The sequence below is a fragment of the Pseudomonas sp. NFX183 genome (genome assembly GCF_047943075.1).
Taxonomy (GTDB): Bacteria; Pseudomonadota; Gammaproteobacteria; order Pseudomonadales; family Pseudomonadaceae; genus Aquipseudomonas.
In genome coordinates this window covers 4,584,423-4,601,494 of the sequence record NZ_CP181333.1, presented here as the reverse complement: position 1 = coordinate 4,601,494, position 17,072 = coordinate 4,584,423, and the positions used below count along the sequence as shown (strand labels likewise).

Annotated in this window: 12 protein-coding genes and 3 tRNA genes; 3 read left to right on the top strand and 12 right to left on the bottom strand. The window is 58.5% G+C overall.

From position 1 onward, the window contains the following. The first annotated feature begins 102 nt into the window (after positions 1–102). Positions 103–1,104 (top strand): transketolase-like TK C-terminal-containing protein, encoded by a 1,002-nt coding sequence (locus tag ACM530_RS21540; protein ID WP_416363111.1) that lies wholly within the window; start codon positions 103–105, stop codon positions 1,102–1,104. A gap of 65 nt (positions 1,105–1,169) precedes the next feature. Here ACM530_RS21540 and ACM530_RS21535 read toward each other — a convergent pair whose 3' ends face one another. Beyond that, entirely contained in the window at positions 1,170–1,640 is a 471-nt protein-coding gene (locus tag ACM530_RS21535) for a MarR family winged helix-turn-helix transcriptional regulator (RefSeq protein ID WP_416363110.1), read from the bottom strand. Between the two features lie 145 nt (positions 1,641–1,785). On the opposite strand from ACM530_RS21535, the gene aceE reads away from it, so the two are divergent. Continuing rightward, entirely contained in the window at positions 1,786–4,446 is a 2,661-nt protein-coding gene (gene aceE / locus ACM530_RS21530; protein WP_416363109.1) for a pyruvate dehydrogenase (acetyl-transferring), homodimeric type, read from the top strand. Position 4,447: 1 nt separating this feature from the next. On the opposite strand, the gene ACM530_RS21525 is transcribed toward aceE, so the two are convergent. Both ACM530_RS21525 and ACM530_RS21520 read right to left on the bottom strand, forming a co-directional pair. Beyond that, entirely contained in the window at positions 4,448–5,254 is an 807-nt protein-coding gene (locus ACM530_RS21525) for a DUF2242 domain-containing protein (RefSeq protein WP_416363108.1), read from the bottom strand. Positions 5,255–5,343: 89 nt separating this feature from the next. Next, on the bottom strand, positions 5,344–6,243 hold the full coding sequence (locus ACM530_RS21520; protein ID WP_145163933.1) for a LysR family transcriptional regulator: 900 nt from the start codon (positions 6,241–6,243) through the stop codon (positions 5,344–5,346). A 114-nt stretch (positions 6,244–6,357) separates the two neighbouring features. Between ACM530_RS21520 and ACM530_RS21515 the strand changes: the two genes are divergently transcribed. Then, positions 6,358–7,533 (top strand): MFS transporter, encoded by a 1,176-nt coding sequence (locus ACM530_RS21515; RefSeq protein WP_416363107.1) that lies wholly within the window; start codon positions 6,358–6,360, stop codon positions 7,531–7,533. Between the two features lie 51 nt (positions 7,534–7,584). On the opposite strand, the gene ACM530_RS21510 is transcribed toward ACM530_RS21515, so the two are convergent. From ACM530_RS21510 to ACM530_RS21470, 9 genes are all read right to left on the bottom strand, one after another. Further along, positions 7,585–9,459: a SurA N-terminal domain-containing protein gene (locus ACM530_RS21510; RefSeq protein ID WP_145163929.1), complete on the bottom strand. Its 1,875-nt coding sequence runs from the start codon at positions 9,457–9,459 to the stop codon at positions 7,585–7,587. 232 nt (positions 9,460–9,691) lie between these two features. Further along, positions 9,692–9,964, bottom strand: a complete 273-nt coding sequence (locus tag ACM530_RS21505; RefSeq protein WP_003174819.1) for an HU family DNA-binding protein — start codon at positions 9,962–9,964, stop codon at positions 9,692–9,694. Between the two features lie 148 nt (positions 9,965–10,112). Continuing rightward, on the bottom strand, positions 10,113–12,509 hold the full coding sequence (gene lon / locus ACM530_RS21500; RefSeq protein WP_119739770.1) for an endopeptidase La: 2,397 nt from the start codon (positions 12,507–12,509) through the stop codon (positions 10,113–10,115). Between the two features lie 188 nt (positions 12,510–12,697). Continuing rightward, positions 12,698–13,981, bottom strand: a complete 1,284-nt coding sequence (clpX, locus tag ACM530_RS21495; RefSeq protein WP_017136464.1) for an ATP-dependent Clp protease ATP-binding subunit ClpX — start codon at positions 13,979–13,981, stop codon at positions 12,698–12,700. Between the two features lie 112 nt (positions 13,982–14,093). After that, positions 14,094–14,729 carry an ATP-dependent Clp endopeptidase proteolytic subunit ClpP gene (gene clpP / locus ACM530_RS21490; RefSeq protein ID WP_083357884.1) on the bottom strand — a complete coding sequence of 212 codons (636 nt, stop codon included), beginning with the start codon at positions 14,727–14,729 and terminating at the stop codon, positions 14,094–14,096. Positions 14,730–14,820: 91 nt separating this feature from the next. Continuing rightward, positions 14,821–16,131: a trigger factor gene (gene tig / locus ACM530_RS21485; RefSeq protein ID WP_106578847.1), complete on the bottom strand. Its 1,311-nt coding sequence runs from the start codon at positions 16,129–16,131 to the stop codon at positions 14,821–14,823. Positions 16,132–16,697: 566 nt separating this feature from the next. After that, positions 16,698–16,773: transfer RNA gene (locus tag ACM530_RS21480), tRNA-His, on the bottom strand. A gap of 77 nt (positions 16,774–16,850) precedes the next feature. Continuing rightward, a tRNA-Leu gene (locus ACM530_RS21475) sits at positions 16,851–16,935 on the bottom strand. A gap of 56 nt (positions 16,936–16,991) precedes the next feature. After that, positions 16,992–17,067 (bottom strand) — tRNA-His (locus ACM530_RS21470). Positions 17,068–17,072: the final 5 nt, after the last annotated feature.

Genomic DNA, 17,072 nt, shown 5'->3' with positions numbered 1-17,072 from the left:
GGGTTGATTTAGCGCTCGACATTTGACGTGCGATTGCAATCATTGCAAATGCAACCAGATTTCCATTAGGGTACGAACCTCTGTTGCCCGGAGCTTCAACCCATGCCCGCCTCTACCGCTAACGCCGCGCAGCTGTGTATTGACGCACTGAACGCCGCCGAACCATCGCGCAGTTCGCCGCTGTACACGGTGATGACCATGGCCAATACCCTGGAATTCAGCCGGCACGCCTGGGTGATTCGCGGCCAGTCACGCAGCCGGCGTGTGGGTAGCTGGCCCAGCTGGTTCGCGCGTAATACCGGCGAAAAACCACTGCTGTACCTGCACAGCGCAGCGTCGGCGGCGCAGCTGTGTGCGTTGTCGGATGAGACCGCGCAGCGCGGCATCCTGTGCAACGACATCGAGAACCAGCCTTCGCCCTGGCCCAAGGGCGCGCAACCCTCCCTGCCGCTGTGGCTGGCAAACCATCCGCGTTGCACACCGTATGATCCGGCCTCGGGTGAGGAAGCCCGCGCGATTGTGCTGGCGGGGTTACGCGCGCTGTATGTGGACGGCAAGCCGGGCTTTTATTACCTGGCACTGCATGATCAAGAGACCGCCGTGACCTTGGATGCGCAAGACCGTGAGGATGCGCTCAAGGGCATGTACCCGATCCAACGTTGCCAAGGGGATGTGCGGTTGCTCGGTGCAGGTCGGGCGCTGGTGGAAGTCGCTCATGCTGCACAGTTGCTTGAACAGGACTGGAGCATCACGGCGCAGCTGTGGAGCTGCCCCAGCTACACGCGACTGGCCCGCGAGGCTGCGGCCGCTGCGCGCTGGAATCGGCTGCACCCCATGGCGCCCCAGCAGAGCTGTCACTTGCGTGAAAGCCTGGCCGGGGATACCACGCCGGTCATCGCCGTCACCGGTTATCCGCAGCCGATTGTCGATCAGTTGGCGCCGTATGTTGACGCGCGTTTTGTGGCGTTGGGCGCAGGCTCGGTGCAGGCCGCTGCGCCGAGTTGTTTCTGGATCGTAGTGTGTGCGTTGAGGGCGTTGGCGGATGAAGGGCGTATTGACGCACAACAGGTGGAAATAGCGATGAAACGCTATCCACTTAAATGAATGGGAAACGCGATAAAAAATGTGAGGGCGGGCAAGCCCGCTCCACATTGGATCTGCACCGCGTCTCAGATCTTGCGTCGGTTACGGGTTTGCACCCCCGCCTCCACCGCCAACCCCGCCGTACGCTCCAGCGTATCGGCAAACAACTGGCGCTGCTCCGGCTCGATTTGCGAAAGGAACAACTCGTCGACGGTGCTTTCGTAGATCGTCCACATTTTTTTGCGCAACACCCGACCCGCGTCGGTGATCGAGGCAAACGCCGCTCGGCCGTCGCCGTCTGAACGCGAACGCACCACCAGGCCGTCCTTTTCCAGACGGTCCACCAGGCGCGTCAGGTTGTAGCGCTCGATTGCCAGCACATCGGCCAGTTCGTGCATACGGCGAGTGCCCTCGGGGCCGCTTTCCAGGCCCCACAGCGCGTCATACCAGGCGTACGGCGGCAGGCCCGCCTCAGCCAGCCGACGCTCGATTTCACGGATGACCGTCCTGTGGGCCCTGACAAAACGGAACCATACATCAGGCTCATTCGACGACATGCAACACCATCCGGGGAATTTCAAGAAGGTTGCAATAGTAGCTCATCCCGCGCTAGATTCAGGCATGTCGTTGCAATTGCAACTACATTGGCGCCACTCCCACAAGGAGCTCGCTGCTTCAAATCCGCCTACCCTGGAGCTTCACATGACCCCTAATAACGCTGTAAGGCTGGACGACGATCCACAGGAAACCCGTGAGTGGCTGGAGTCCATCGAATCGGTGCTGTCCACCGAAGGCCGCCCGCGCGCCCATTACCTGATAGATCAGTTGCTGGATTTCGACGTAGCGCGCCATGGTGACTTCTACGGGCGGGTGACCAGCCCCTACGTCAACACCATTCCCGTCGACCGCCAGTTGCCCTACCCCGGCAACCTGGCCATCGAGCGTCGCACCAACGCGTTTATCCGCTGGAACGCCATGGCCATGGTCTTGCGCGCCGGCAAACATTCCGGTGTGGGTGGGCATATCGCGACTTATGCGTCAGCTGCTGTGCTGTACGACGTAGGCTTTGACCACTTCTTCCGTGGGCGTACCGACACGTTCGATGGCGACCTGGTGTACATCCAGGGCCACTCTTCTCCTGGCATCTATGGCCGCGCGTATCTGGAGGGGCGCATCAGCGAAGCGCAGTTGGACAACTTCCGCCGTGAGGCCGGTGGCAAAGGTTTATCGTCCTACCCACACCCGCGCTTGATGCCGGACTTCTGGCAATTCCCTACCGTGTCCATGGGGCTGGGGCCGATTACTGCGGCCTACCAGGCGCGATTCATGCGTTACCTGGAATTTCGCAACCTCAAGCAACACCAGGGCCGCAAGGTCTGGGCCTTCCTCGGTGATGGCGAAATGGACCAGCCGGAATCCCTCGCCGCCATCTCCCTCGCCGGTCGCGAGAAACTCGACAACCTGATTTTCGTGGTCAACTGCAACCTGCAACGCCTGGACGGCCCGGTGCGCGGCAATGCCAAAGTGATTCAGGAATTCGAAAGCCTGTACCGCGCCGCCGGTTGGAATGTGATCAAGGTGATCTGGGGCGGTGGCTGGGACGCGCTGCTGGAAAAGGACCAGAGCGGTCTGCTGCGCCAACGCATGATGGAATGCGTGGACGGCGATTATCAGAACTACAAATCGCAGAACGGCGCCTATGTGCGCGAGCATTTTTTCGGTAAATACCCCGAGTTGCTGGCACTGGTTGCAGACATGTCCGACGACGAAATCTGGAAACTCTCGCGCGGTGGCCACGACCCGGACAAGGTCTACAACGCCTACGCGGCTGCCGTGCGCCACCAGGGCCAACCGACGGTGATCCTGGCCAAAACCGTCAAGGGCTTCGGCATGGGTGAAGCCGGCGAAGGCCAGAACATCAACCACCAGCTGAAGAAAATGGGCGCCGAGGCGGTAAAAGCTTTCCGCGACCGCTTCGGCCTGGAAGTGGCGGATGACCAGCTCGACGAGATCCCCTACCTCAAGCCCGCTGCCGACAGCGAAGAAGCCCGCTATTTCGCCGCGCGTCGTCAGGCCTTGGGCGGCTATGTGCCCGCGCGCCACAGTGCCATCGAGTCATTGCAAATCCCCGAACTGAGCGCATTTGCGACCCAACTCAAAGACACGGGCGAGCGCGCCATTTCCACCACCATGGCCTTTGTGCGCATCCTCGGCACGCTGCTCAAGGACCCGCACCTGGGCAAGCTGATCGTGCCAATCGTGCCGGATGAATCGCGCACCTTCGGCATGGAAAGTCTGTTCCGTCAGATCGGCATTCATTCAGCGGTGGGTCAGCTTTACACCCCACAGGATGCCGGGCAACTGAGCTACTACAAGGAGAGCAAGGACGGACAGATCATGCAGGAAGGCCTGAACGAATCCGGCGCCATTTCCTCGTGGATCGCAGCCAGTACGTCCTACAGCAACCACGGCCTGATGACCGTGCCGTTCTACATTTTCTATTCGATGTTCGGCTTCCAGCGCGTCGGCGACCTGGCCTGGGCGGCGGGCGATGCGCGGGCGCGCGGGTTCCTGCTGGGGGCCACGGCGGGGCGCACCACGTTGATGGGCGAAGGCCTGCAGCATGACGACGGCCACAGCCATATCCTGTCGTCGGCGATCCCGTGCTGCGTGTCGTATGACCCGACGTTCGCCTACGAGCTGGCGGTGATCATCCGCGAAGGTATGCGGCGCATGTACGTCGAGCAAGAGGACATTTACTACTACATCACCCTGCTCAACGAGAACTACCCACACCCGGCCATGCCCGATGGCGTGGAGCACGGAATTCTCAAGGGCATGTATCAACTGAGCAGCCACCCGCAAGCGCAGGTGCAATTGATGGGCAGCGGCTCGATTTTGCGCGAAGTGATCGCCGCGGCCGACTTGCTCGAAACGGACTTCGCCGTGCACAGCAACGTGTGGAGCGTCACCAGCCTGACCGAGCTGCGCCGTGACGGGCACGCGGCGCAGCGCTGGAACCTGCTGCACCCGGAAAGCGAGCCACGCGCGAGTTACGTTGAGGAATGCCTCGCCGGGCAAGCGGGGCCGGTGGTAGTGGCCACGGACTACATGAAATTATTCGCCGATCAGGTTCGTCCCTTCGTCCACGGCCGTCGCTTTGTAGCGCTGGGCACCGATGGGTTCGGGCAATCGGACACCCGCGAAACCTTGCGTGAGTTTTTCGAAGTCGACCGGCACTTTATCGTGCTGGCGGCCTTGAAGGCACTGGCCGATGATGGCGTGATCGGCCGGGACACCATCACTCAGGCCATCAGGCGCTACGGGATCAACGTCGACAAGGCGGATCCCGTAGCAGTCTGAGTTACTGCGCGGGCGTGGGCAGCGGCGGAATCGCCTCTGTCGGCGCCGGCAGGCTCGGATTGGTCGGCGCCGGTGCCGGCTCGCTTGCCGGGGTTGGGGCTGCCTCTTCCTTGGGTGCAATCGGTGCCGTCTCGGCGGGCGGCGTCACCGTTTGCGAAGCAGCTGGCGCTGCCGGTTCTTCCTTCGGTGCCTCGACCTTCTCGGCTACCGGCGCCGCCTTGGGTTCCGGCACACCGAGGTCAGCCTTGGGCTTCTCGGGAATATGCTCGGCCTTCTTCACTTCCTGCGGCAGGAATACATCCACCAGCGCGAAATAACGGTCGTAGAACTTGGGCGCCGAGACCGTCTCGCTTGCCACCTTGACCATCGAGTCATCGGTGGAGCCGATCGGCATCGACACCGAGCCCAACACACCCACACCGAGGCTTGCGGAGTTGTTGACCTTCTTCAGCGCATAGCGATCCTGCAAGGCGTTGGCAAACATCGTCGAGTGGTTATTGCCTTTGCCGTCATCGGCACACACCACGTTGAAGCTGATCTGCAAGTGCGTCTCGCCGGTCTGCTGAAAGCTCTTGTTACCCACGACCAGCTTCGGATCGCTGCTGGTGATGATGTAGCCCTGGCTCAGCAGGGCACGCCGCGCCGCTTCGCAGGCCGCCACATCGCTGACCGGGTAATCACGGGAGAACGTACCGGAGTCGTCGAAATTCTCATGTTCATAAATAGCGGTCTTGGGTGACGAGCAGCCCGCGGCGCCCGCCAGCACCAGCGCCAACCCGAGGCTACGCAAGTGAAATGATGTCGACATCGAAAATCCTGAGGAAAACAGTCCGGGCGGTATTGTGCAACAGAACGGGGTCCTGGCGCGCGCATTCCTGTCGGTAAAACGTCACAGGCCTACAGGACGGTGCCTGCAGGAAAAAGCCCGGCGCCCATATGGTCGATAAACACACGCAGTTTGGCTGAAGCATGGCGACTTGCTGGCCATAACATCCAGAAGCTGCCGCGGTGCTCGAGAAAGTCATCCAGCACCCGCTGCAAATGCCCTTGCTGCACCGCGTCCCTGACCATGTAATCCGGCAGGCAAGCGATGCCCAAGCCTTCGTGCACCACATGGTTGAGCGATTCAATGGTCGTGCTGACCAACGGTGTGCGCAAAACAGGTTCTGCAGCGCCTGGCACAGGACGTAATGGCCATGGCTCCAATTTGCCGGTGGCGCAGAATTTGTGGCGCAGGCAAGCGTGGCCGCTCAAGTCCCGGGGCTGCTGCGGGGTGCCGTGTTGCTCGAAATAGGCTGGCGTCCCCACCAGCACCAGACGGTAGTGCCCCAGATGACGCGCCATCAAGCGCGAATCTTCCGGCCTGCCTGTACGAATCACCGCGTCGAAGCCTTCCTCGATCACATCCACCATGCGGTCGGAAAAATCCACATCCAGTTCGATGTCCGGGTACGCACGCATGAAATCGCTGAGCACCGGCATCAACAGCCCACGCACCTGCGGCACGCTGATCCGCAACTTGCCGCGCGGCGTGAGGGTGGCCTCGGTCAGCTCCTGCTCCGCGGCCTCGACTTCGGCGAGAATCCGTCGCGAACGCTCGAGAAACAACGCCCCCTCGCTGGTCAAGGTGATGCTGCGCGTACTGCGGTGAAACAGGCGCACGCCCAGGCGCTCCTCGGTGCGTGCGATGCTTTTGCCCACCGCCGAGGAAGACACGCCAAGTACGCGGCCAGCGGCGGTGAAGCTGCGGGTTTCCGCGACATGCACGAATACCGAGAGACTGCTCAGGCTGTCCATGGGCTTACCTAATTGCGGACGTGGATGTCCGATAAGTTCGGAACCTTAGCCTGTTTTTCCGCAGCTCACAGCCCCCTACCCTGCTTCCTGGCCTTTTTTCATGGATAGCGTGCGATGAGCAACAGCCCTGCAATAACCGATTCGGCCCCCGCCAACCAACGCCAGGCCCTGCCACTGGGTGGCTTGCTGGCGTTGGCTTCGGCCGGGTTTATCACCATTCTCACCGAGGCAATGCCCGCCGGGCTCTTGCCGCAGATGAGCGAAAGCCTGGGCGTCTCGCCGGCACTGGTGGGCCAATTGGTCACCCTGTATGCCCTCGGCTCATTGCTCGCAGCCATTCCTCTCACGCTGCTGACCCGAGGCTGGCGCCGACGGCCATTGCTGCTGATTGCGATCGGCGGCTTTGCCCTGGTCAACAGCGTGACAGCGTTTTCCAGCCATTACGGGGTGACCCTGGTGGCACGTTTCTTCGCCGGTGTTTTCGCCGGGCTGCTCTGGGCGCTGCTGGCGGGATATGCCAGCCGCATGGTTGCGCCGCACCTGCAAGGGCGGGCGATTGCCGTGGCGATGCTCGGCGCGCCCCTGGCCTTGTCTCTGGGTGTGCCGGCGGGCACGTTCCTGGGCACCACCGTTGGCTGGCGCTTGAGTTTCGCAATCATGACCGGGCTGACGCTGTTGCTGCTGATTTGGGCGCGCTGGCAGCTGCCGGATTTTGCAGGCGAACCTGCGGGAAAACGTCTGGGGCTGCGCCAGGTCCTGAATTTGCCAGGCATTCGTCCGGTGCTGTGGGTGACCTTTACCTACGTGCTGGCCCACAACATTCTCTATACCTACGTGGCGCCCCTGCTGGGGCCCGCCGGAATCGCCGCCGAGATTGATCGTGTGCTGCTGGTATTTGGCCTTGCCGCGCTGCTGAGCATCTGGCTGGCGGGCGTACTGATTGATCGATGGTTGCGGGTGTTGCTCGTGGCCAGCTGTACGCTGTTTGGCTTGATCGCCCTGGCGCTGGCGTTCTGGATCGAGTCGCCAGTGGTTGTCTACGGCGCCGTGGCGTTATGGGGCCTGGCGTTCGGCGGCCTGCCAGCATTGCTGCAAACCGCACTGGCCAAGGCGGCCGGTGCATCGGCGGATGCAGCGCAGTCGATGCTGGTCACTGTGTGGAACCTTGGGATTGCCGGCGGCGGGTTGGTCGGAGGCGTATTACTTCAAGGCTGGGGCGTGGGCACCTTCGCGTGGGCGGTTGTGCTGCTGATGCTATTGGCTGTGATCGCCAGTCTGAAGAGCAACTAATAAAAAGCCCCCGGTCCTTTCAGAGCGGGGGCTTTTTACTTCAAACCGACATCAGAATTTCTTGATGTCAGCCTTGGTTTCCAACTGCTTGCGGTAGGCGGCAAAGTCTTGCTGGCCAATACGGGAAGCGAGGAAGCGGCGGTATTGCGCCTTTTCTTCGTCCGTAGGCGCAGCGGCTTCGTTGACGCCGTTCAAGCGCACGATCACCAGGCTACCGTCCGCCAGGGTCACGGTAGTGAAGGTCGGCTTGTCCTTGCTCGCAGGCTTGGGCATGCGGAACAGGGCTTGCAGCACGGCCGGGTCGATCGCTTCCTGGCTACGGGTAGCCGCTTCAGTGACTTTCCAGGCCTGGCCGTCGATCGGCTGGTTCAGCGCAGTTTTGCCATCACGCAGGCTGGCGATCAACTCGTCAGCATGAGCCTTGGCAGCCGCGCTGGCGCGCTCTTTGGTCATCTGCGCACGGATAGCGGCAGAGACGCTTTCCAGTGGCAATTGCGTAGGCTTCAGATGCTCTTTGGCCCGCAGCACAATGATGGTTTCCGGGTCCAGCTCAATGGCGGTGCTGTTGGCACCTTCATCCAGCACTTCCGGGCTGAATGCAGCAGTGACCACCGCACGGTTGGCGGCAACACCTTCGCCACCTTCACGGCCAAACGGCGCCGAGGTGTGCACGGTGAGCTTCAGGTCAGACGCCGGCTGAGCCAGGTCGGAGGCCTCGAATGCCGCATCTTCCAATTGCTTGGTAGCCTCGACAAAACGTTGCTCAACCTGCTGAGTTTTGAGCTCGCGCGTCAGCTTGTCTTTCAGGCTGGCGAACGACGGCACTTGCGGTGCTTCAACGCCCAACAGCTTGATCAGGTGCCAACCGAAGGTGGTGCGTACCGGCGCTGACACCTGGTCCTTGTTCAAGGCGTACAGGGCAGTTTCGAAGTCCGGATCGTAGACGCCAGGGCCCGCGAAGCCGAGGTCACCGCCATTGGCGGCCGAACCTGGGTCCTGGGAGAACTCCTTGGCCAGGGCGTCGAACTTCTCACCCTTGGCCAGGCGTGCCTGGATTTCTTCGATCTTGGCCTTGGCTTGCGCGTCGGTTGTTTTGTCGTTGACTTCAATCAGGATGTGCGCGGCACGACGCTGTTCAGCGAGGTTGGCGGTTTCTTTCTGATAGGCAGCCTGCAGCTCATCGTCCTTGACAGTGACCTGGTCGAAGAACGAAGACTTCTTCAATTCCAGATAGTCGATAACCACCTGGTCCGGGGTCATGAACTCTTTGGCGTGCTGGTCGTAGTAAGCCTTGACCTCATCGTCGGTGAGCTTCACCGCCGTAGGGTCGGCCTTGATGTTGACGGTGGCGAAGTCGCGGGTCTGTTTTTCCAGACGGGCGAAAGCCAGCACTTCAGCGTCCGTGACAAAGCCGCTGCCGGCAAGACCTGCGCGAACCTGGCCGATCAGCATTTCCTGGGTCAGCATCTGACGGAATTGCAGACGGCTGTAGCCCAGTTGACGGATCACCTGGTCAAAGCGTTCGGCGTTGAACTGGCCGTCCACCTGGAATTCCGGCGTCTGCAGGATCACTTGGTCAAGCGCCGCTTCAGAGAAGCCGAACTTGGAATCGGCAGCACCTTGCAGCAGCAGTTTGCGATCGATCAGCCCCTTGAGGGCCGCATCGCGCAGCAGTTTTTCGTCCAGCAGGGAAGCATCGAAATCCTTGCCCAGCTGTTGCATCAGCTGGCGACGTTGCATGTCGACGGCCTGGCTCAATTCGGTTTGGGTGATCTCTTCACCGTTGACCTTGGCCACGTCCTGCTTGTTGTTGGTCGAAGCCTGGAAAATGGCCTCGATACCGGTGAACGCCATCAATGCGACGATGATCCCGATAATGGTCTTGGCAATCCAGCCTTGTGAGTTGTCCCTGATATTTTGCAGCATGCGTCCCCCAGAAACGGTTGATCTTCAAAAATTAGGCAACCGTGGAGCGTGGGTAGAGTCCGGATAGAAGAAAGGCGCATCCGAGGATGCGCCTTCTCGTAACTGGCGGAGCGGACGGGGGTTTGAACCAATACCCCAAGCCCTGACGACCCGATGGATACTTGGGTCAGCTGCCGCTCCGCTGCCAGGCCAGACCTGCGTCTGACCCGGGTAGGTAAGGCTTGAGCGAAGCTTAGTTAACGGCTTCTTTCAGGGCTTTACCGGCTTTGAAACCTGGTTTCTTGGCAGCAGCGATTTGCAGTGCTTTGCCAGTCTGTGGGTTACGGCCAGTGCGAGCTGGGCGGTCGGTCACAGAAAAAGTACCGAAGCCTACCAGTACTACAGAGTCGCCGGCCTTCAGAGCGCCAGTGACGGATTCGATTACTGCGTCCAGCGCACGGCCAGCAGCAGCTTTCGGGATATCAGCGGATGCGGCGATAGCATCAATCAGTTCCGACTTGTTCACTCTAAGTCCCCTTATATATCTATTGAGTATGATTCTAAGTTTTTTGGTGAAAGCAAAAACCAGTGCTGAATGGCCTACAGACACTTAAGAGCCGCTTTATAACAAGGGCTCTAAAAAGCTGTCAAGGAAGCCACCCGGCTTAATCGCATTAATGCGTGCTAATTCTTTCCTTGGAATCAGACTCGCGTTTTTCATCCTTCGAGACTATCTCCGGAGCCACATCCGGCAAGGGCTCCGGCGCGTATTGCAGCGCAATTTGCAGGACCTCGTCAATCCATTTAACCGGTTTAATCTGAAGATCCTGCTTGATGTTGTCCGGAATTTCCTTCAAGTCGCGAACATTCTCTTCAGGAATGATCACCGTCTTGATACCACCGCGGTGTGCAGCGAGCAATTTCTCTTTCAGACCACCAATGGCCAATACCTGACCACGCAGGGTAATTTCCCCTGTCATTGCCACATCGGCTCGCACAGGTATGCCGGTCAACGCCGATACCAGTGCCGTGCACATGCCTACGCCAGCGCTAGGACCGTCTTTGGGCGTCGCCCCTTCCGGCATATGGATGTGGGTGTCGTGCTTCTCGTGGAAGTCCAGGGGAATCCCCAGGCTCTTGGCGCGGCTGCGCACCACGGTCTGTGCGGCAGTGATGGATTCGACCATCACATCACCCAGCGAACCGGTCTTGATCAACTGGCCTTTGCCCGGAATCACAGCGGCTTCGATGGTCAGCAATTCGCCACCCACCTGAGTCCACGCCAGGCCGGTCACCTGCCCTACCTGGTCTTGCTGCTCGGCCAGGCCGTAACGGAATTTCTTCACACCCAGGAAGTGTTCAAGGGAGTCGGCGACAACCTTCACAGAGAAGCGTTTTTCCAGCGCGTGTTCTTTGACCGCCTTGCGGCAAATCTTCGCAATCTGGCGCTCAAGGCCCCGTACACCCGCCTCGCGCGTGTAATAACGCACGATGTCGCGAATCGCTTCGACCTCAAACTCGATCTCGCCTTTTTTCAAGCCGTTGGCTGAAATCTGTTTAGGCGCGAGGTATTTGACGGCGATGTTGATCTTCTCGTCTTCGGTGTAACCCGGCAGACGAATCACCTCCATCCGGTCCAGCAGCGCTGGCGGAATATTCATGGAGTTAGAGGTGCACAGGAACATTACATCGGACAGGTCGTAGTCGACTTCCAGGTAATGGTCGTTGAAATTGTGGTTCTGCTCGGGGTCGAGCACTTCGAGCAATGCAGAGGCTGGATCGCCGCGCATGTCGCTGCCCATTTTGTCGATTTCATCGAGCAGGAACAGCGGGTTGCGCACGCCCACCTTTGTCATCTTTTGAATCAATCTTCCTGGCATCGAACCGATGTAAGTACGGCGATGGCCACGAATTTCCGCTTCATCACGCACACCACCGAGGGCCATGCGCACGAATTTGCGGTTGGTGGCGTTGGCGATGGACTCAGCCAGGGACGTTTTACCGACCCCCGGAGGCCCCACCAGGCACAACACCGGACCACGAATTTTCTTCACGCGCTTTTGCACAGCGAGGTATTCGAGGATGCGTTCTTTGACCTCTTCGAGGCCGTAGTGGTCGGCGTCGAGGATGTCTTCAGCGCGAGCCAGGTCCAGACGCACTTTGGTCTGAGCCTTCCACGGTACCTGCACCAGCCAGTCGATGTAGGAACGCACCACGGTGGCTTCGGCAGACATTGGCGACATTTGCTTGAGCTTGTTCAGCTCAGCAGTGGCCTTGGTCAGCGCGTCTTTTGGCAGGCCGGCAGCATCGATGCGCTTTTTCAGCTCTTCGATTTCGTTGTGGCCGTCCTCGCTGTCGCCGAGTTCTTTCTGAATGGCCTTCATCTGCTCATTCAGGTAGTACTCGCGTTGGCTGCGCTCCATTTGTTTTTTCACGCGACCGCGGATGCGTTTTTCAACCTGCAGCAGGTCGATCTCGCCATCCAGCAGCGCCAGTACGTGCTCGACACGAGCCGGCAAGTCGATAATTTCGAGGATGTCTTGCTTCTGCTCGATTTTCAGCGCCATGTGCGCGGCCATGGTATCGACCAGGCGGCTTGGCTCATCAATGCTGTTGAGAGAGGACAGGACTTCAGCCGGGACTTTTTTGCCCAACTGCACATACTGCTCGAACTGCGAGAGCAGGCTGCGCACAAACACTTCAGATTCGCGCTCAGGGGCTTCGACTTCGTCGATCAGCGCCACTTCGGCGCGCAGGTGGCCGTCCACCTCCATGAAACGCTCGACCGCACCACGTTGCTCACCTTCCACCAGCACCTTGACGGTGCCATCGGGCAGCTTGAGCAATTGCAGGACGGTAGCAACGGTACCGACGCGATACAGGGCGTCTTCGCCTGGATCATCATCAGCAGGATTTTTCTGGGCCAACAGCAGGATCTGCTTGTCGCCCGTCATCGCGGCCTCGAGGGCTTCGATAGACTTCTCGCGCCCCACGAACAGCGGGATAACCATGTGCGGATAGACGACGACATCACGCAACGGCAGGAGAGGCAATTCGATGGTTGTCTTCATGATTTCGCCTCTATGACAGTTGAAAAGTAAGCTTGAAAACAAGATGGGGGCTGCATGCAAAAAAAACAAGCTCAATGCCAGCAGTTAAACGCATGAATAAACGCGAATTAAAAAACTGCTGCAAAAAACAGCCCCAAAAAAGAAGGGGCCCCGAAAGGCCCCTTGCTTGTACTGCAACTGCAAAACGCTTAAGCGTCTGGTGCAGCCTTGGCAGCCGGCTCACTGTTTTCGTAGATATACAGTGGCTTGGATTTGCCTTCGATAACGCTTTCGTCGATCACCACTTTACTCACCTCGGACTGCGAGGGGATTTCGTACATGGTGTCGAGCAAAACGCCTTCGAGAATCGAGCGCAAACCACGTGCACCGGTCTTGCGCTCCAGTGCCCGCTTGGCCACTGATTTGAGTGCGTCGGTACGGAACTCGAGGTCTACACCTTCCATCTCGAACAGCTTGGCGTATTGCTTGGTCAGGGCGTTTTTCGGCTCGGTGAGGATCTGAATCAAAGCAGCCTCATCCAGCTCGTCCAACGTGGCCAGGACCGGCAGACGGCCAACGAATTCCGGGATCAGACCGAACTTGACCAGATCGTCAGGCTCGACTTCACGCAGGGACTCGCCCACCTTCTTGCCTTCTTCCTTGCTGCGCACTTCCGCACCGAAACCGATGCCGCCACGCGTGGAACGTTGCTGAATAACCTTTTCCAGACCGGAAAACGCACCGCCACAGATGAACAGGATGTTGCGCGTATCAACCTGAAGGAATTCCTGCTGCGGGTGCTTGCGACCACCTTGAGGCGGAACGGAAGCAACCGTGCCTTCGATCAGTTTCAACAGGGCCTGCTGCACGCCTTCACCGGAAACATCGCGGGTGATCGACGGGTTGTCGGACTTGCGCGAAATCTTGTCGATTTCGTCGATGTAGACAATACCCATCTGGGCCTTCTCCACGTCGTAGTCGCACTTCTGCAGCAGTTTCTGAATGATGTTCTCGACGTCCTCACCCACGTAGCCAGCCTCGGTGAGGGTGGTGGCGTCGGCGATGGTGAACGGAACGTTCAACAGGCGAGCGAGGGTTTCTGCAAGCAAGGTTTTACCCGAGCCTGTAGGGCCGATCAGCAAGATGTTGCTCTTGCCGAGTTCGACTTCGTCACCTTTCTTGTCACGCTGGTTCAAGCGCTTGTAGTGGTTGTACACCGCTACGGCCAGAACCTTCTTTGCACGCTCTTGACCAATCACATACTGATCAAGGATGCCGCTGATTTCTTTAGGCGAAGGCAATTTATGCGCGCTGCTTTCGGCCTGAGCTTCCTGCACCTCCTCGCGGATGATGTCATTGCACAGGTCGACGCACTCGTCGCAGATAAACACCGAGGGGCCGGCAATCAATTTGCGTACTTCATGCTGGCTTTTGCCGCAGAAGGAGCAATAGAGCAGCTTGCCGTTGTCCTCGCCGTTGCGGGTGTCAGTCATTCGTTCGATCCAAATCCGATAGGCTTGCAACACAAGATGAAGGCTTATGCGGGCTTTTTCAAGCCCGCCGGTGGTCGGACATGCCGACCAGCCCTATTTTGAGGTGCTTATATTAAGCGGGGCGCTTTTCGATCACTGCGTCGATCAACCCATAGGCGCGTGCAGCTTCCGCGCTCATGAAGTTGTCGCGATTGGTGTCACGCTCGATTTCTTCCAGGGTGTGCCCGCTGTGCTTGGCCATCAACGTGTTGAGGCGCTCACGAATAAACAGGATTTCCTTGGCGTGAATTTCGATGTCCGACGCCTGGCCCTGGAAGCCGCCCAGCGGCTGGTGAATCATCACGCGCGAGTTAGGCAGGCAGTAACGCTTGCCCTCGGCACCCGCGGTGAGCAGGAACGCGCCCATGCTGCAGGCCTGACCGATGCAGGTCGTCGACACGTTTGGCTTGATGAACTGCATGGTGTCGTAGATCGACATACCCGCCGTCACCGAACCGCCCGGGGAGTTGATGTAAAGATGGATGTCCTTGTCCGGGTTTTCCGCTTCAAGGAACAGCAGTTGCGCGCAGATCAGGTTGGCCATGTAGTCCTCTACAGGGCCGACCAGAAAGATCACTCGTTCCTTGAGCAGGCGCGAGTAGATGTCATAGGCGCGTTCGCCACGAGCAGATTGCTCGACAACCATCGGGACCAGGCCGCCTGCGGCCTGGATATCAGAGTTCTGCTGAATATAGGAATTACGGAACATGCTCTGCAGTTACTCCCAAATAGTCATGTCTTGAAAACGCATAAGCCAGCGCGAGGCTGGCTTATGGTTGTATTTCGAACGAGTTGGACAATCAGTCGGCTTGTGCTGCTTCCGCCGGTTTGACTGCTTCTTCGTAAGAGACCGCTTTGTCGGTCACCTTAGCCTTCTGCAGAACAGTATCCACAACTTGTTCTTCCAGCACAACCGAACGTACTTCGTTCAGCTGCTGGTCGTTCTTGTAGTACCAAGCCACGACCTGCTCTGGCTCCTGGTAGGCGGAAGCCATTTCCTGGATCATTTCGCGAACGCGATCTTCATCAGGCTTGAGGTCGAATTGCTTGACCACTTCAGCCACGACCAGACCCAGCACAACGCGGCGCTTGGCTTGCTCTTCGAACAGCTCGGCCGGCAGTTGGTCAGGCTTGATGTTGCCACCGAACTGCTGAACCGCTTGAACGCGCAGGCGATCCACTTCGTTGGACAGCAGAGCCTTAGGCACTTCGATCGGGTTGGCGGCCAGCAGACCGTCCATGACCTGGTTCTTGACCTTGGACTTGATGGCCTGACGCAGTTCACGCTCCATGTTCTTGCGAACTTCGGTGCGGAAGCCGTCGATACCGGTTTCCTTGATACCGAATTGAGCGAAGAACTCTTCGTTCAGCTCTGGCAGCTTAGGCTCGGAAACACTGTTGACGGTCACGGTGAACTCGGCGGCTTTGCCGGCCAGGTCCAGGTTCTGGTAGTCAGCAGGGAACGTCAGGTTCAGAACGCGCTCTTCGCCAGCTTTGGCGCCAACCAGGCCGTCTTCGAAGCCAGGGATCATGCGGTTGGAACCCAGCACCAGCTGAGTGCCCTTGGCGGAGCCGCCAGCGAATACTTCGCCGTCAACCTTGCCAACGAAATCGATGTTCAACTGGTCTTCGTTCTGAGCAGCGCGATCGACCGCTTCGAAACGGGTGTTCTGCTTGCGCAGGATTTCCAGCATGTTGTCCAGGTCGGCATCGGCCACTTCAGCGCTCAGGCGCTCTACGGCGATGTCTTCGAAACCAGCAACGGTGAACTCCGGGAACACTTCGAATACGGCAACGTATTCCAGGTCTTTGCCGGCTTCCAGGGATTTAGGTTCGATCGAAGGCGAGCCAGCCGGGTTCAGCTTGTGCTCGACAACAGCTTCGTAGAACGAAGCCTGGATCACGTCACCTACAGCTTCCTGACGCGCATCGGCGCCAAAACGACGCTTGATTTCGCTCATTGGCACTTTGCCTGGACGGAAACCAGCGATCTTGGCCTTTTGGGCAGTCTGCTGCAGACGCTTGTTGACCGCAGTCTCAATACGCTCTGCCGGCACGGTGATGCTCAGGCGGCGCTCGATAGCAGTAGTATTTTCAACAGAAACTTGCATGGATATTCCTCGTTGCACAGACGTTAGCCGGCCGTTTCCGACCCCAGAATCAAGGGCATGCATTCTAGTGGGTCAAACTCAAGAAGTCACCCTACTGAAAACGGGTAGAAAAACAGCAGGCCATTTATAGGTTCAAGTGCACGCATGCACTTTATCCCGTTAGCAAATACAGCTCATCACGCCAGGGCTCTGCATCAGCCTTCTATATATAGAAGAGCGTGGATGCGCCCCCTTGGCGACCGACCTTGCGTGCAAGGCCGAAGGGCGCGGCAGCAGCATCGAGACACACAAATACGACGAAACGCCCCACCCTGGAAACTCAAGACACTTAAACAAAAACGGCACAGCCCTTTTCAGGTACTGCGCCGTTATTCGCTATTAAATAGCTGCACTGACCCTGATATAGCCGGGAATCAGTTCTACACGCTCAAAACCGGCAACGATTCTAACGCCAAGGCATTGAGAATGCTTGCTTTTTCTTGGCGTCAAGACACCGCTCGTGGCAGATGGAAATTTTCGGCGCAAAAAAAAGCGCCAGATCATTGATCTGGCGCTTTTTCTGAATATGGGGTGGACGAAGGGGATCGAACCCTCGACAACGGGAGTCACAATCCCGTGCTCTACCAACTGAGCTACGCCCACCATATTGCATTAACAAAGAACTCAAACATCTTCTTTGTCGAACCTCGCATCCCCTGACGGCGGTGCAAAGCTTTAATTGGTGCGGATGAAGAGACTCGAACTCTTACGCCTCGCGGCGCTGGAACCTAAATCCAGTGTGTCTACCAATTCCACCACATCCGCGCTTGAAGCTCTTAAAGCAAAGGCGCCAGATGATTAATCTGGCGCCTTTTAAAATATGGGGTGGACGAAGGGGATCGAACCCTCGACAACGGGAGTCACAATCCCGTGCTCTACCAACTGAGCTACGCCCACCATAT

Excerpts from the sequence above, each read along its gene's own strand:
- ACM530_RS21540 (WP_416363111.1), top strand. The coding sequence starts at position 103 with ATGCCCGCCTCTACCGCTAACGCCGCGCAGCTGTGTATTGACGCACTG.
- ACM530_RS21535 (WP_416363110.1), bottom strand. The coding sequence starts at position 1,640 with ATGTCGTCGAATGAGCCTGATGTATGGTTCCGTTTTGTCAGGGCCCAC.
- aceE (WP_416363109.1), top strand. The coding sequence starts at position 1,786 with ATGACCCCTAATAACGCTGTAAGGCTGGACGACGATCCACAGGAAACC.
- ACM530_RS21525 (WP_416363108.1), bottom strand. The coding sequence starts at position 5,254 with ATGTCGACATCATTTCACTTGCGTAGCCTCGGGTTGGCGCTGGTGCTG.
- ACM530_RS21520 (WP_145163933.1), bottom strand. The coding sequence starts at position 6,243 with ATGGACAGCCTGAGCAGTCTCTCGGTATTCGTGCATGTCGCGGAAACC.
- ACM530_RS21515 (WP_416363107.1), top strand. The coding sequence starts at position 6,358 with ATGAGCAACAGCCCTGCAATAACCGATTCGGCCCCCGCCAACCAACGC.
- ACM530_RS21510 (WP_145163929.1), bottom strand. The coding sequence starts at position 9,459 with ATGCTGCAAAATATCAGGGACAACTCACAAGGCTGGATTGCCAAGACC.
- lon (WP_119739770.1), bottom strand. The coding sequence starts at position 12,509 with ATGAAGACAACCATCGAATTGCCTCTCCTGCCGTTGCGTGATGTCGTC.
- clpX (WP_017136464.1), bottom strand. The coding sequence starts at position 13,981 with ATGACTGACACCCGCAACGGCGAGGACAACGGCAAGCTGCTCTATTGC.
- clpP (WP_083357884.1), bottom strand. The coding sequence starts at position 14,729 with ATGTTCCGTAATTCCTATATTCAGCAGAACTCTGATATCCAGGCCGCA.
- tig (WP_106578847.1), bottom strand. The coding sequence starts at position 16,131 with ATGCAAGTTTCTGTTGAAAATACTACTGCTATCGAGCGCCGCCTGAGC.